This window comes from Bacillus sp. RC251, assembly GCF_044908765.1.
Lineage (GTDB): Bacteria > Bacillota > Bacilli > Bacillales > Bacillaceae_G > Bacillus_A > Bacillus_A wiedmannii.
Map to the genome: position 1 here is coordinate 1 of NZ_JBIYDP010000025.1, position 15,653 is coordinate 15,653.

A 15,653-nucleotide genomic window follows, 5' to 3' on the forward strand; every position below is an offset into this window, starting at 1 on the left:
GTTAGTTTGTCTAGCATCTAAAAATAAAAATTGACGTTTCACGTTGTTTGTTTCGTTCAGTTTTCAAAGAACTACTCGGTCGCTCATTTGCGACTCCCTTATGTTAACATCTTCATGTTTCAATGTCAACTAAGTTTTTCATTTCGTTTGCCGCGTTCTGCGTTATTGCATCGGCGACTTGTCCTATATTACACCTCTATACTCTAATCGTCAACATATTTTTCTAAAAAAATATAAAAAGGCTTATTTCTTTTAAAATAAGCCTTTTTATCAAATATCATTCTATTCATTTATTATTTTTCTATAATTGGTAACGAGACGATAAACTGAATAATACCATCCTCATATTCTGCTCGAATACTACCACCTTGCAGCTCAACAATACTTTTCGCAATCGCTAATCCAAGTCCCGATCCTTCTGTTACTCTACTTCTAGATTGATCCTTCTTATAAAAACGTTCAAACAAACTCCCTAGCTCTTCTCTTGTAAACTCTTCACTATGATTCGCAATTACAATTTGTATATCCCGGCGCTGCCTTTGAAGAGAAACTTTTATCTCCCCATCATCTTTACTGTACTTAATCGCGTTCATTAATAGATTATCAAATACACGTACCATCTTTTCCGAATCAACCGCTGCATAGGCACGTTCCTCAGGAAACTTCTTAACAAACGCAAGTCCATGCTCTTCTGCCTGCGGTACTAACTCTTCTATTAATTGCTCCAATAACTCATTTATACAAACCTCTTGTTTTTCTAATACAACTTGCTCATTTGTTAACTTCGTATACTCAAATAAATCTTCTATTAAATTCTTTAACTGCTCCGACTTCGCAAAAGCAATTCTCGTATACTCATCATGTTGTTCTTTATTTTCATATTTAGAATCTCGAAGTAATCGCAAGTAACCCATAATAGAAGTCAGTGGTGTACGCAAATCGTGAGATACATTCGTAATAAGCTCATTCTTTTGCTTCTCTAATTTACGTTCCTTTTCTATATTATTCATAAGCTCTTCCGCCATATTATTAATATTCTCGGTTAAAGACGCAATCTCATCTTCACCTTTCTTCTCAATACGGTACGCTAAGTTACCTTTTTCTATTTCCTTTACACCTTGTGCCATCGCTTCAATTTGCTTCATCTTTCTCTTTGTTATATAGAAGAAAGAGAAAATAAATACAAGTACACCTATGAAAAATGGAAACGGTCCTTCTTGCGTATCATATATTACTTCACCTTCCGGAATCCCACTAACAAACATGTATAAATTCTTATCTTCTATTGTAATAGGTGCAAAAGCTATAAATTCTTTTCTCGTACTTTCGAATTCTTTTCTACCATTCATATAATTAATCGCAAACGATGATGCATTACGAATTGTATTATGCAAATCAATTTGTTCTTCTTGCGCCTGCTTCGTCTTATATAAAACTTTTCCACTCTCGTCAGTAACCAACACTTTTAAAGCTCTAGAGTTTTGTTCTAAATTTTGATTCTCTATTTCAATCATACTTGATATAGCTTCTAATTTATTTTCATGAACTGAACTATTTGCTACACTTTGAGCTTGTTGATTAATTCGCTCCATACCAGACCGATAATCGATTGTCGCCTGCCGATTCGCATTCTCAAAAAAAGGTGCTGCTGCTTTTGCTGACAAAATCCCTAACAACGCACAAGCAGTAAACGCAGTAATAAGTTGAATGCGTACACTCCGCTTCACCCTCTTCACTAGCTTTTCAATTAATTCTCTAGTTTTCCTAATATAAGTAAATGGATTAAATATCTTTTTCAATCTTATACCCCACTCCCCATACAGTTTTTATATATCTAGGCTTCCTTGGATTCTCCTCAATCTTCTCACGCACTTTCCGAATATGAACCATTACCGTGTTATCCGACTGGAAAGATCTTTCATTCCAAACCTTTTCATAAATTTGTTCCGCACTAAAGACCATACCCGGGTTACGAGCTAGTAATTCTAAAATTGAAAATTCCCTCGGTGTCAGTTTCACTTCTTCTCCATCCACAATAACTTTATGGGTTGAAATGTTTATTTTCATCTCTCCAATTTCTAACTCGTCCTCATTTTGAATAGCAAAACCATTCATCTTCATATAACGACGTAACTGAGATTTAATTCTTGCGATTAACTCTAACGGATTAAATGGTTTCGTTACGTAATCATCTGCACCTGTTGTTAATCCTAAAATTTTATCCATATCTTGCGTTTTCGCAGAAAGCATAATAATTGGCATTTCTTTCGATTCTCTTACTTTCATACACATATGGATACCATCTACCTTTGGCATCATAATATCTAATACGACTAGATGTACTTCATTTTCTTCTAGTAAACGTAATCCTTCTTCTCCGTCTCCTGCTTGCAATACTTTATATCCTTCATTCTTTAAATAGATTGTAATAAGATTCCTAATTTCTTTTTCATCATCTACGACAAGTATTGTTTCGGTTGCCACAATATCTCCCCCATCACTTTTTTAATCCCTAACTTCTATTATAGGAAAACTTCTGAAGAAAAACGCTCGGAAATCCTTAAGATTTTCTGAAGACGCAAAAAAGGTCTAGACTCCCCTTAAGTCTAGACCTTTCAAAAAACCCCTTTTATTTACGAACGTAGATGAAATATAGTACGAATAAAACTCCCATAACATACATAATTGGATGAATCTCTTTACGACGACCACTTACTACCATTGTAATTGGATAGAAGATAAACCCGATTGCAATCCCTGTCGCAATACTATACGTAAGTGGCATTGAAATAATTGTAAAGAATGCTGGTACTGCAATCTCGAATTTCTTCCAATCAATTTCGCCTAAAGATGAAACCATCAAGATCCCTACAATAATTAATGCTGGCGCTGTTACAGCTGGTGTTACAACGCTTAATAATGGCGAGAAGAATAGTGCCAGCAAGAAGAATCCTGCTGTTACAACTGCTGTAAATCCAGAACGTCCACCCGCTGCTACCCCAGCAGAAGATTCAATGTAAGACGTTGTTGTTGATGTACCTAAGATTGCACCGATTACAGTTGCAATAGCATCTGCAAATAATGCTTTTCCTGCACGTGGTAATTTATTGTTCTTCATTAATCCAGCTTGATTCGCAACCGCTACAAGTGTACCTGCTGTATCAAAGAAATCGATAAAGAAGAACGTTATAATAACAATCACCATTTGAACAGTGAAAATATCTCCGAAGTGAGTTAACGCCACACCGAACGTTGGTTCTAGACTCGGTATTGCTCCCACCACAGCTTTTGGAGTATCAATTAATCCTGTCGCTACTCCTAAGATTGCTGTAAGAATCATACCGTAGAACACTGCACCATTAACTTTCTTAATCATGAAGATGATTGTAGTAACAACCCCGAAGATTGCTAGTAACGTTGTGCCCTTTGTTAAATCCCCCAACCCAACAAGAACAGCATCATTTTTCACAATAATTCCGGCATTTTGGAAGCCAAGGAAGGCAATGAACAATCCGATACCTGCCGCTACTGCAAACTTTAACTCTGATGGAATTGCATTAATGATTTTTTCACGAATACCTGAAGCTGTAAGAATAATAAAGATAATACCTGACATTAACGTTCCAGCAATTGCTGTCTGCCATGGAATACCCATCGTTAACACTGCCGTATAAGCAAAGAACGCGTTAATTCCCATACCCGGCGCCAATGCAATTGGATACTTCGCGAATATCCCCATAATTAACGAACCAATCGCTGCTGCTAATGCTGTAGCAACGAATACTGCACCCGGATCCATTCCTGTACCTGCTGGTAACCCTTTAACATTTCCAAGTGATAGCGTAGCAGGATTGACAAATAGTACATAAGCCATAGATAAGAATGTCGTTAAACCTGCTATGAACTCTGTTTTATAATTTGTACCGAGTTCATCAAACTGAAAATAGCGTTTCATCTTACGTTTCCCCCGTTATATGATTACTCGCCGTAATCTCCCTAGCCCTCTTTTATCTATTAAAAATAAAAAAGGCTTCCATTGCATATACATGGAAGCGTTCTATGAATAAAGACAAGTTTCCCCTCATCTTTATCTAAACGCCTCGTAGTCAAGCCATTTACGGTAGCTAGGTAGAAACTTTCGGGCCATATCCCCGATATTATACGACGGCATAATATTCACTTTTCGTTTGAATTACATACTCATATTAACTCGATGAAGTAGTTTTGTCAATTTAAAAGCGAACATTTTTATAAACTTTTATACTTTCGTTCGTATTAATGGTAAAAACACAAAAGATCCATCTATGCATGAGCACTAGATGGATCTTTTGTATAATACTATTCCCACTCAATAGTTGCTGGTGGCTTACTTGTTATATCATACACGATACGGTTAACGTGTTTTACTTCGTTTACGATACGTACAGAGATTTTCTCTAATACGTCCCAAGGGATACGTGCCCAGTCAGCTGTCATACCGTCGATAGATGTTACTGCGCGGATACCTACTGTGTAATCGTAAGTACGCTCGTCACCCATAACACCTACGCTACGCATACCAGGAAGCGCAGTGAAGTATTGCCAAACTTCACGGTCTAAGCCCGCTTTAATAATTTCTTCACGTAAAATCGCATCAGATTCACGAACGATTTCTAATTTCTCTTCTGTGATTTCACCTAATACACGAATACCAAGACCAGGGCCCGGGAATGGTTGACGCCATACGATTTCATCAGGAATTCCTAGTTCTGATCCTAATACACGTACTTCATCTTTAAATAACGTGTTTAAAGGCTCAATTAATTTGAACTGCATGTCTTCTGGAAGACCACCAACGTTATGGTGAGATTTAATTGTTTGTGCAGTTGCTGTACCGCTTTCAACGATGTCTGTATAAAGTGTACCTTGCGCTAGGAAGTCCATTCCTTGTAATTTAGAAGCTTCATCATCAAATACGTAAATGAATTCATTACCGATGATTTTACGTTTTTGTTCTGGATCTTCTACACCTTTTAACTTGTTCATGAAACGTTCTTGTGCATCCACTTTAATAACGTTCATGTGGAAGCCTTCGCTAAATGTTTTCATAACGCCTTCTGCTTCACCTTTGCGAAGTAAGCCGTGGTCAACGAAAATACATGTTAATTGATCGCCGATTGCTTTATGAATTAATACTGCTACAACAGAAGAGTCTACACCGCCGCTAAGTGCGCATAGTACTTTTTTGTCTCCAACAGTTTCACGGATTTTCTCTAATTCTACTTCGATAAAGTTCTCCATGTTCCATCCTTCAGAACAACCACATACGCCGAATACGAAGTTTTTAATTAAATCGTTACCGTGCTCAGAATGACGTACTTCTGGGTGGAATTGTACACCGTATAAGTTTTTGTCTTCATTGCTCATACCAGCAATTGGACAAGACTCACTTGTTGCATCTACTACGAATCCTTCAGGTAAACCAGTTACTAAGTCACCATGGCTCATCCATACAACTTGCTCTTCTGGAAGGTTCGCATATAATTTTGATTCGTTCTCGACTTTAAGAACAGCTTTTCCGTACTCACGGTGGTTTGCACGTTCTACTTTACCACCGAAGTGTTGTGTCATAAGCTGCATACCGTAACAAATACCGAAGATCGGTAATCCTAGTTCAAAGATTTTTTCATCACAATGTAATGCGCCTTCACCGTATACACTATTTGGTCCACCAGAGAAGATAATCCCTTTTGGATTCATTGCTTTAATTTCTTCTGCAGTAATTGTATGTGGATGAAGTTCACTGTATACACCGAACTCACGAATTCGACGTGCTATTAACTGATTGTACTGACTCCCAAAATCTAAAACGATAATTGTATCATGCTGCTTCTTCAAAATAATCACCCCAACGTTAGTTCTCGTATATAAATATTTTTACCAATTAGGCAAAAAGCATTACTAATATAATAAAAAAAGCCAGTCCTCCGCCTCTAGTCTCATAACAAAGAAAAGGCAGGGGTCTGGCTTTATAAAGAAAGATAGTCTTCCGCTCTTTATAAATATAAGACGCACTGCCTTCATAGTCAGGTTGTTTACGGTAACCCGGTAGAGACTCTCAAACCATATCATCGAGGATATATGAAGGATTGTTTTATATTATCTTCCTAGATTCTAACAATGAAGTATCGATATGGTCAAGAGAGAAAGCGACAAAATTCTACAGAAATTCATTTCCTTTTCTAAAAAACATAAAAAAACATAAAAAAACATCCATTTCTATATAGAAATGGATGTTTTTCGAGCAAACGGAATTACATCATTCCGCCCATACCGCCCATGCCCATGCCGCCCATGTCAGGCATTGCTGGTGCATTTGGTTCTGGTTTGTCAGCTACTACAGCTTCAGTCGTTAAGAACATAGCTGCAACAGATGCTGCGTTTTGAAGTGCAGAACGAGTTACTTTAGCTGGATCTACGATACCAGTTTCAAGCATGTTAACCCACTCGCCAGTAGCTGCGTTGAAACCAACGCCTACTTTTTCGCCTTTTAGACGCTCTACAACTACAGATCCTTCTAGACCAGCGTTGATTGCGATTTGACGAACTGGCTCTTCTAGTGCGCGAAGTACGATGTTGATACCTGTTGCTTCGTCGCCTTCAGCTACGATAGAAGCTACTTTCGTGTATACGTTCATAAGTGAAGTACCACCACCTGCAACGATACCTTCTTCTACTGCTGCACGAGTTGAGTTAAGTGCATCTTCAATGCGAAGTTTGCGCTCTTTTAACTCAGTTTCAGTTGCTGCACCTACTTTAATTACTGCTACGCCACCTGCAAGTTTTGCAAGACGCTCTTGTAATTTTTCACGATCGAATTCAGAAGTAGTTTCTTCTAATTGCGCGCGGATTTGACCGATGCGAGCTTCGATTTGTTGTGAATTTCCGATACCTTCAACTACAGTTGTGTTTTCTTTCGTTACAACAACTTTACCAGCACGTCCTAAAGATTCAATTGTAGCAGATTTTAAGTCACGACCTAATTCTTCAGTGATTACTTCGCCACCAGTTAAGATTGCGATATCTTCTAGCATTGCTTTACGACGGTCACCAAATCCAGGAGCTTTAACAGCTACTACATTGAATGTACCACGAAGTTTGTTCACTACTAATGTAGCTAAAGCTTCGCCTTCTACATCTTCAGCGATGATAAGAAGTGGTTTACCTTGTTGTACCACTTGCTCTAATACTGGTAAGATTTCTTGGATGTTAGAAATCTTCTTATCAGTAATTAAGATGTATGGGTTATCAAGAACTGCTTCCATTTTGTCAGAATCAGTAATCATGTAAGGAGATGCATATCCACGATCAAATTGCATACCTTCTACTACGTCTAATTCTGTTGTAAATCCTTTAGATTCTTCTAAAGTAATAACGCCGTCGTTACCAACGCGCTCCATTGCTTCAGCGATTAATTGACCTACTTCTTCGTCAGCTGCAGAAATAGCAGCTACTTGTGCGATAGAAGATTTACCTTCGATTGGTTTAGAAATCTCTTTTAATTCTGCAATTGCAGCAGTAACAGCTTTTTCGATACCTTTACGAAGACCCATTGGGTTCGCACCAGCTGTTACGTTTTTAAGACCTTCACGAATCATAGCTTGTGCTAATACAGTTGCAGTTGTTGTTCCGTCACCAGCTACATCATTTGTTTTGCTAGCAACTTCTGCTACTAATTTTGCACCCATATTTTCGAATGCATCTTCTAATTCAATTTCTTTTGCGATTGTTACACCATCATTTGTAATAAGTGGTGAACCGAATTTTTTCTCAAGTACAACGTTACGACCTTTTGGTCCAAGCGTTACTTTTACTGCGTTTGCAAGAGTGTCGACACCGCGAAGCATCGAACGACGTGCTTCTTCACTAAATTTAATATCTTTTGCCATAATAATTGACCCCCTTGAGTTTTTTAAGATTTATATAATTAACCGATAACTGCTAAAATGTCACTTTCACGTAAAATCAAGTAGTCAGTACCTTCGTATTTTACTTCAGTACCTGCATATTTTGAGAAGATGATAAGATCACCTGCTGCTACCTCTAAAGCAACACGCTCACCATTTTCAAGCACTCGACCAGTACCTACTGCAATAACTTTACCCTCTTGTGGTTTTTCTTTTGCAGTGTCTGGTAATACAATACCACTTGCTGTTTTTTCTTCCGCTTGAACAAGCTCAATTACAACGCGATCACCTAATGGCTTTAGCATGAACAATAACCTCCTCATTTTGTTATGTAAATTTTATTTATTAGCACTCAAGTCACTCGAGTGCTAACACACTTATAATAATAAATAATCTCAATTTCTTTTGCAAGTAAAAAAATCATAATTTTTTCGCAAATTAAGCTATACACTTTTCTATATAGAGTCCCTCTTCTTCTACCTTTACTATATGAATCGTTGTTTCCACTAATCGTATGTTACAATATGAAAGGACACCCTAAATTGTTTTCGCTATACACACAACTTTCTCCTGTCTTCTATTATAATTTCAAATAAGGATTTACGAAAAAAACATAATTTAAGCGAGGTTTATATCGTAGGTAGCATATTTACATGTTATCCTACCTTATCTCATACACTAGAGTTAGAAAGGATGGTTAAACCATTTGAAAAAACAATATTGGTGGGTTATCGTTACATACATTTTAATGCAGTTATCATCCATTGCTGGATTACCACTTCTTCTGAAAACTGGACTTTATGATAACAGGGGATTTACTAGAGAAGAGAAATTTCAACTCATAACTGGCCACTGGGCAATCATTAGCTTCTTTATTGCATTATGTATCGTACTTTGGTTACTTAGAACAGATATTCGTGACAGACGTTTAGATACAATGCGCTCTACTGTTCCAGCTACGATTGGTTGGATTTTTATCGGGTTCTTCCTAGCATTTTTCTCACAAAGTATTGCCGGTATGATAGAAATGCGTGTATTAGGAATTAAACCTGGATCAGAAAATACAGCAAGACTTATGGATATCGCAAGAACGACACCTTGGTTCCTTATCGTTATCTCTATAATAGGACCTATTTTGGAAGAAATCGTATTTAGAAAAATTTTATTTGGTACACTTTATAAGAAATTTAACTTCTTTATTGCTGCTATCATTAGTTCTCTTGTATTCGCAGCAATTCATTTTGATTTCACTCACTTATTGGTATACACTTCTATGGGACTCGTATTCGCCTTTTTATATGTAAAAACGAAGCGTATTATCGTCCCTATCGCAGCTCATGTTGCAATGAATACATTAGTTGCAGTTGCTCAAGTTTTAATGAGCAATGAACAAATTCAAGAAATGATTAAAGAAGCTGAAAAAATGCAAGGCTTTATCGGAGGATTTTTAGTATGAGGAACTCACCATTGTTCATGGCTGCATTGTACTTCCTTCTAGGATGTATCTTTACACGCTTCGCCATTACGAACGTAACAGATACAATCTGGAATATGTGGACAATACTATTTGCAGTTATGGCAACAATTGATTTTAATTTGGCACTTCGCCTTATATTAGTTAAATTCACAAAGAAAAAACAACAATAAAACGCAGAGGTCGCTTCCTCTGCGTTTTATTGTGGATAATTCTTTAAAAAGTAAACAAGTGTTTGTAACTCTACCGCTAAATCAATATGGTGAATTCTTATATTATCTGACACATTTAAGCGCGCTGGTGTGAAATTTAAAATACCATGCACGTTCGTTTCTGCCAATCTATCTGCTACAGATTGTGCTACTGTAGCGGGTACTGTTAATATTGCCACTTGTATATCAGTTGATAAACGTTCTTCTAATTCATCTAAATGATATACAGGAATGCCCCCGATTTCTGTCCCGACTTTCTCTTCACTAACATCAAACGCCATTTCAATTTTTGTATTATTGTTTTTCGTGAAATTATAATGTAAGAAAGCGGTCCCTAAATTACCTACTCCAATAAGTGCTACACGTGTTATATCATCTTGGTCGAGTGTTTCACGGAAAAATGATAATAAATAATTTACGTTATATCCATAACCTTTTTTCCCTAACGCTCCAAAATATGAAAAATCTCTTCGAATCGTTGCGGAATCAACTTTTACCGCTTCACTCAATTCGGCTGATGAAACACGTTGCTTACCAGAAAGAGATAAGTTTTGGATAAATCGATAGTATAGAGGCAATCGTTTGGCAGTGGCCTGTGGAATTTTTTGCTGCTCCATATAACCTCTCCTCTCTTCCTATCTTTATTCATATACTTGAATCAAATACAGAAGTTTAGCACTCATGAATTTCCCTGTATAATAAAGAGAAGAAGTATTCTCTCTTTATTTTAAACTATACACTATTTTTAGTATGATTGAGAAATATAAACATGGCAAAGTTAAGAAATTATTTGAGGTGAAAACATTGATTTTATTACAAGTAAACGCGCTTACGAAATTATACGGTGCCGAAACGATTCTTGCAAACATAAAATTGGAAGTTCAAACGAAAGATCGTATCGCATTAGTCGGACGAAATGGGGCCGGAAAATCTACACTATTAAAAATAATAGCTGGTGAGCTATCTCATGATGGTGGCGAAATTATAAAACCAAAAGATGTCTCAATCGGATATTTAGCTCAAAATACCGGGTTAGAAACGTCTTTAACAATTTGGGATGAAATGTTAACCGTCTTTACACACTTGCAGCAAATGGAGACAAAACTTCGAAGGCTAGAGCAAGAAATGGGAAAAGAAGAAAACTTTTCAAACGAGGCTACATATGAAAGATTATTAGCTGATTATGACCAATTGCAATTAGATTATAAAGATCAAGGTGGATATCAATATGAAGCAGATATTCGCTCGATTTTAAGTGGTCTTGGCTTCCCAGTTGAAACGCACCAGACGACGATTTCTACATTAAGCGGTGGACAAAAAACACGATTAGCTCTCGGTAAATTATTATTAACGAAACCAGACCTACTTATTTTGGACGAGCCTACAAACCATTTAGACATCGAAACGTTAACATGGCTTGAACAATATTTACAAGGCTATCCTGGCGCAATACTAATCGTTTCCCATGACCGTTATTTCTTAGATAAACTCGTTACACAAGTATATGAAATTTCGAATAAAGAAAGCAGACGATTTGTTGGTAACTACAGTAAATATTTAGACTTAAAATCAGCATTATACGAGCAAGACATGAAACGTTATGAAAAACAACAAGATGAAATCGCTAAGCTTGAGGATTTCGTTCAAAAAAATATAGCGCGCGCATCTACGACAAAACGTGCTCAAAGCCGTCGTAAACAATTAGATAGAATGGAATTATTGACTAGACCATTAGGTGATTCTAAGTCAGCATCCTTCCACTTCGATATCGAAAAACAAAGTGGAAATGATGTTTTACAAGTAAAGGATGCAACTATCGGCTATGATGATGATCCGATTATTGAACATGTAACTATGCGCTTAACTCGCGGGGATAGCGTTGCTTTAGTTGGTCCAAACGGAATTGGGAAATCCACATTATTAAAATCACTTGTGAATAAGTTACCACTATTAAATGGTGATGTTTCTTTCGGATCCAATGTATCTGTTGGTTATTATGATCAAGAACAAGCAAACTTAACATCTTCTAAGCGAGTTTTAAATGAGTTATGGGATGAATATCCATTGCAGCCCGAAAAAGAAATTCGCACGATATTAGGTAACTTCTTATTCACAGGGGATGATGTACTAAAACCAGTATCTTCTCTTAGTGGTGGACAAAAAGCTCGATTAGCTCTTGCAAAACTTATGATGCAAAAATCGAATTTATTAATTCTCGATGAACCTACGAACCATCTTGATTTAAATAGTAAAGAAATTTTGGAGAATGCTTTAATTGATTATCCAGGCACCCTTCTATTTGTTTCACATGACCGCTACTTTATTAATCGTGTAACGACGACCGTTGTTGAGTTGTCAACAGAAGGTGCACAAGAGTATTTAGGCGATTACGATTACTATGTAGAGAAGAAAAATGAAATGATTGAACGTGCAGCATTTGAACATCAAGAAAACCAAGCACCTGTTCAAAAAACTGTAGCTCAAGAGAAATTAAATTATCTCGAAGAAAAAGAGCGTAAACAATTAGAACGTCAACGCACTCGAAAAATTGAGGAACTAGAACAAAATATTGTAGAATTTGAAGAAGAAATTGCTACGTTAGAAGATCAACTTTGCTTACCAGAAATATACGCAGATTATGAAAAGGCTAGTGAAATTACAACGAAAAAGCAAACACTACAAGAGCAACTTGATGCTTGTATGGCAGAATGGGAAGAATTACATTTATAAGAGTATGAATAAGAAGGATGTCTCATAAGTCGGGATTTTTGACTATGCGACATCCTTTTTATCTTCTAGCTAGGGTATAAACGATTCGACACGACATACCGATTTACCGACAAAGTTTGACAATGTTGGCTCGCCCCTATAATAAGGGCACATTTCAAAATGTTTTTTAGAGATATCTTCTTGCGATTTATTTCCCAAAAAAGAATACATTCAAAGGTCAGACTTCACCTACTTTATCCACAGGTTTATACACATATCCACCTTTATAAAATAAACCCCAAAATAACTTTTCCACATTATCCACAAATCTCAAAAAAGTTATCAACATTTTATATACACAATAAAACCCACATTATCAACAGATAATATGGGTTTTATCCACAAGCTGTGGTTAATTTTGTGCATAACTATTCTTCAATATCTAATCCTGGATTTGCATTTAGAGCTAATGTAGCACGTTTTCCTTGTTCATATGCAATTGTACCTGCGGCTGCAATCATCGCTGCATTATCGGTACATAAAAATAGTGGAGGAATAATTAGCTCGATATTTTCTTTTGTCGCAAATTCCGCTTCCAAACGTGCGCGAAGTCCTTTATTCGCAGCTACTCCACCAGCAAGAAGCAGTTGCTTTACGTTATACGCTTCTGCTGCACGAGATGCTTTCGTTACAAGCACATCTATTACACTCGCTTGGAAACTTGCTGCTAAATCTTCCGGTGCAATTTCTATCCCGCGTTGTTTCGCGTTATGCACAGTGTTGATAACTGCTGATTTCAATCCACTGAAACTGAAATCATACGAATCAGGTTCTAGCCATGCACGAGGCAAATCAATTGTCGGTTCCCCTTCATGTGCAAGGCGATCAATGTGAGGACCACCTGGATATGGCATGGATAACGTTCGAGCTACTTTATCATATGCCTCTCCAGCTGCATCATCTCTTGTTTCACCAATCACTTCGAATGAACCATGTTCTTTCATATAAACAAGCTCCGTATGTCCACCAGATACAACAAGTGATAGTAGTGGGAATTGAACTTCTTTTACTAAACGGTTCGCATAAATGTGCCCAGCGATATGATGAACACCCACTAGAGGAATATCATGTGCAAAAGCCACTGCTTTCGCTGCATTTACCCCTATTAAAAGCGCTCCTACTAACCCAGGTCCTTCTGTTACAGCAATTGCATCAATATCATCAAATGTGATATTTGCTTCTTTTAAAGCTTCTTCTAACACAACTGTAATTTCTTCTACATGATGACGGGATGCAATCTCTGGTACAACTCCGCCGAAACGTTTATGACTTTCAATTTGTGATGCAACGACATTCGCAATAATTTCCGTTCCATTTTTAACAACTGCTACTGCTGTTTCATCACAACTTGTTTCAATACCAAGTATAATTGTATTTTTTTCCATTATATATTCACCCACATTACGAGACCATCTTCCTGATTGTCTGCATAGTATCGTTTACGAATTCCACCATTTTGAAATCCGTATTTTCTGTATAACTGTTTTGCCACTTCATTTGATACACGTACTTCAAGCGTCATCGTTTTTACCCCTAAATCTTTCGCTTCGGAAATAACTTCTTTCAATAAAGCATCCCCTAGCTTTTGACCTCTGTATTCTGGCAAAATAGCTACATTTGTTATATGTGATTCATCAATAATTATCCACAATCCACAATACCCAATTACACGACCATCTTTTTCTAACACAACATAATGTGCATGTTCATTCGTCGTTAACTCACGGTGAAAGGCATCTGCAGTCCAAGGAGTTGAAAAAGACGCTTCTTCAATAGCTACAATTTGAGCGATATCATCGAGTTCCATCTTTCTAAATATCATATCCATCTTCTGCAAGCTCCTACTTGTTTTGACTTTCTAACCACTTTGTTTCAGCTTCAGCTAAACGAAGATAACTAGGAACAAATGAATGTACATCTTGTTCTTCTTTTTGTAACCCTAAGAAAGCTAACTCACTTGGTCTTGGGTTATTTTTAGTGAAGGGAGCAAATACAGCTTGGTTGCCTAAATGTTCGATAATCGTCTCTTTGTGCAGTTTAACATCGTTACCAATAAATAAAACAGGCTTTCCTGTATCTTTTAACATTTGCAACCAGTCTACAATAAGGATGATTCGGTCTTCTTCTATAGAAGTTAAATGCTCTCCTTCATATGTATATAACCCTGTATAAATTTGTCCGCGTCTTCCATCGAATAAAGGACAAATTAATCCATCAAAATTAGCACCGTTTGCAGCCACTACTTCTAAACTTGATACACCTACAATTGGTATTTGAAGTGACCAAGCTAATGTTTTTGCAGCTGTCACACCTATGCGAACACCTGTATATGATCCAGGTCCAGCAGCTACAACTATTTTAGTTAATTCTTTCGGTTTTACACCACATTCTTTTAACAATTTCTCTACAGCTGGCATAAGACGTACAGAATGGTTTTTTGTTAAGTTTGTAATGATTTCCCCAATTACGTTTCCTTCCTCAATAAGGGATACACCCATTACGTAATTTGAAGTATCAATTGCTAGTACTTTCATCTTGTAATAGCTCCTCACATAATCTAATATATCGATCTCCAATTGGCTCGAGTACAATTTTCCTTGTATCATCTCCAGCATGGAATAAACTAATTTGTAACTTCTCATTTGGTAAAAATACTTCTATTAAATGAGCCCATTCTACTACAGTAATTCCTTCACCGTAGAAATACTCATCAAAACCTAAGTCCTCTTCACTTTCTGCTAAGCGATACACGTCCATATGATATAGCGGCAATCTCCCTTTATATTCTTTAATAATATTAAAGGTAGGACTATTTACAACTCTTTTCACTCCAAGACCTTTTGCTAGTCCTTTTGTAAAAGTTGTCTTACCAGCCCCTAGATCTCCTTCTAAAATAATTACATCTTGCGCCTGGGCAAGTCCACCTAGTTTTTCTGATAATCTTTGTGTTTCCTCAGAAGAGTTTGTTGTTATTTCATATTTACTCACAGACTTCACCTACTTTACTCACAATGTTCTCTGCTCTTTATTATACAGGTTTTGAATATATAAAAAAGTCCTTAGGAGTTTTCCTAAGGATAGTTTGACTGTCTTTATTAGTTTTTTGTTAAAACAAATAAAAAAATACGAAACAACATGTTTCGTTCTTTTCTTTATATAAAATGGCGGTCCCGACCGGGGTCGAACCGGCGATCTCCTGCGTGACAGGCAGGCATGTTAACCACTACACCACGGGACCATTTGGTTGCGGGG

Annotated in this window: 14 protein-coding genes, 1 tRNA gene and 2 riboswitches; of the genes, 3 read left to right on the top strand and 12 right to left on the bottom strand. The window is 37.0% G+C overall.

From position 1 onward, the window contains the following. Positions 1-293: 293 nt before the first annotated feature. The 6 genes from ABH961_RS29635 to groES form a co-directional block, all read right to left on the bottom strand. Positions 294-1,799, bottom strand: coding sequence for a sensor histidine kinase (locus ABH961_RS29635; protein ID WP_098079692.1), 1,506 nt, complete (start codon positions 1,797-1,799; stop codon positions 294-296). Then, the gene (locus tag ABH961_RS29640) at positions 1,783-2,484 is read right to left on the bottom strand and encodes a response regulator transcription factor (RefSeq protein WP_000190041.1); all 702 of its coding nucleotides are present in this window, start codon (positions 2,482-2,484) and stop codon (positions 1,783-1,785) included. The genes ABH961_RS29635 and ABH961_RS29640 overlap by 17 nt, the downstream gene beginning before the upstream one ends. Positions 2,485-2,629: 145 nt before the next feature. Beyond that, the gene (locus ABH961_RS29645; RefSeq protein ID WP_000833097.1) at positions 2,630-3,955 is read right to left on the bottom strand and encodes an NCS2 family permease; all 1,326 of its coding nucleotides are present in this window, start codon (positions 3,953-3,955) and stop codon (positions 2,630-2,632) included. A 128-nt stretch (positions 3,956-4,083) separates the two neighbouring features. Further along, positions 4,084-4,185, bottom strand: a riboswitch (purine riboswitch). Positions 4,186-4,338: 153 nt separating this feature from the next. Next, entirely contained in the window at positions 4,339-5,877 is a 1,539-nt protein-coding gene (guaA, locus tag ABH961_RS29650; protein WP_098133539.1) for a glutamine-hydrolyzing GMP synthase, read from the bottom strand. A 165-nt stretch (positions 5,878-6,042) separates the two neighbouring features. Beyond that, positions 6,043-6,144, bottom strand: a riboswitch (purine riboswitch). A gap of 149 nt (positions 6,145-6,293) precedes the next feature. Continuing rightward, the gene (gene groL / locus ABH961_RS29655; RefSeq protein WP_001029984.1) at positions 6,294-7,928 is read right to left on the bottom strand and encodes a chaperonin GroEL; all 1,635 of its coding nucleotides are present in this window, start codon (positions 7,926-7,928) and stop codon (positions 6,294-6,296) included. A 38-nt stretch (positions 7,929-7,966) separates the two neighbouring features. Then, positions 7,967-8,251: a co-chaperone GroES gene (groES, locus tag ABH961_RS29660; protein WP_000917306.1), complete on the bottom strand. Its 285-nt coding sequence runs from the start codon at positions 8,249-8,251 to the stop codon at positions 7,967-7,969. A gap of 401 nt (positions 8,252-8,652) precedes the next feature. Here groES and ABH961_RS29665 point away from each other — a divergent pair, with 401 nt between their 5' ends. After that, positions 8,653-9,402, top strand: coding sequence for a CPBP family intramembrane glutamic endopeptidase (locus tag ABH961_RS29665; RefSeq protein ID WP_000745348.1), 750 nt, complete (start codon positions 8,653-8,655; stop codon positions 9,400-9,402). Continuing rightward, positions 9,399-9,593, top strand: coding sequence for a YdiK family protein (locus tag ABH961_RS29670; RefSeq protein WP_048542998.1), 195 nt, complete (start codon positions 9,399-9,401; stop codon positions 9,591-9,593). Before ABH961_RS29665 ends, ABH961_RS29670 begins: the two co-directional genes overlap by 4 nt. A 26-nt stretch (positions 9,594-9,619) precedes the next feature. Here ABH961_RS29670 and ABH961_RS29675 read toward each other — a convergent pair whose 3' ends face one another. After that, a complete protein-coding gene (locus tag ABH961_RS29675) occupies positions 9,620-10,249 on the bottom strand; it encodes a redox-sensing transcriptional repressor Rex (RefSeq protein WP_000437704.1) in 630 nt (209 codons plus the stop codon). Between the two features lie 187 nt (positions 10,250-10,436). Here ABH961_RS29675 and ABH961_RS29680 point away from each other — a divergent pair, with 187 nt between their 5' ends. Beyond that, a complete protein-coding gene (locus tag ABH961_RS29680; RefSeq protein ID WP_217993443.1) occupies positions 10,437-12,362 on the top strand; it encodes an ABC-F family ATP-binding cassette domain-containing protein in 1,926 nt (641 codons plus the stop codon). A gap of 407 nt (positions 12,363-12,769) precedes the next feature. Here the strand turns inward: ABH961_RS29680 and tsaD are convergent, their stop codons facing one another. The 5 genes from tsaD to ABH961_RS29705 form a co-directional block, all read right to left on the bottom strand. Beyond that, on the bottom strand, positions 12,770-13,786 hold the full coding sequence (tsaD, locus tag ABH961_RS29685; protein WP_098079696.1) for a tRNA (adenosine(37)-N6)-threonylcarbamoyltransferase complex transferase subunit TsaD: 1,017 nt from the start codon (positions 13,784-13,786) through the stop codon (positions 12,770-12,772). Then, a complete protein-coding gene (gene rimI, locus ABH961_RS29690; RefSeq protein ID WP_000367200.1) occupies positions 13,786-14,229 on the bottom strand; it encodes a ribosomal protein S18-alanine N-acetyltransferase in 444 nt (147 codons plus the stop codon). Before rimI ends, tsaD begins: the two co-directional genes overlap by 1 nt. 13 nt (positions 14,230-14,242) lie before the next feature. Continuing rightward, the gene (tsaB, locus tag ABH961_RS29695) at positions 14,243-14,935 is read right to left on the bottom strand and encodes a tRNA (adenosine(37)-N6)-threonylcarbamoyltransferase complex dimerization subunit type 1 TsaB (protein WP_048542995.1); all 693 of its coding nucleotides are present in this window, start codon (positions 14,933-14,935) and stop codon (positions 14,243-14,245) included. After that, positions 14,916-15,389: a tRNA (adenosine(37)-N6)-threonylcarbamoyltransferase complex ATPase subunit type 1 TsaE gene (gene tsaE / locus ABH961_RS29700; protein WP_048542994.1), complete on the bottom strand. Its 474-nt coding sequence runs from the start codon at positions 15,387-15,389 to the stop codon at positions 14,916-14,918. Before tsaE ends, tsaB begins: the two co-directional genes overlap by 20 nt. A 174-nt stretch (positions 15,390-15,563) precedes the next feature. Next, positions 15,564-15,639: transfer RNA gene (locus ABH961_RS29705), tRNA-Asp, on the bottom strand. Between the last annotated feature and the right edge of the window lie 14 nt (positions 15,640-15,653).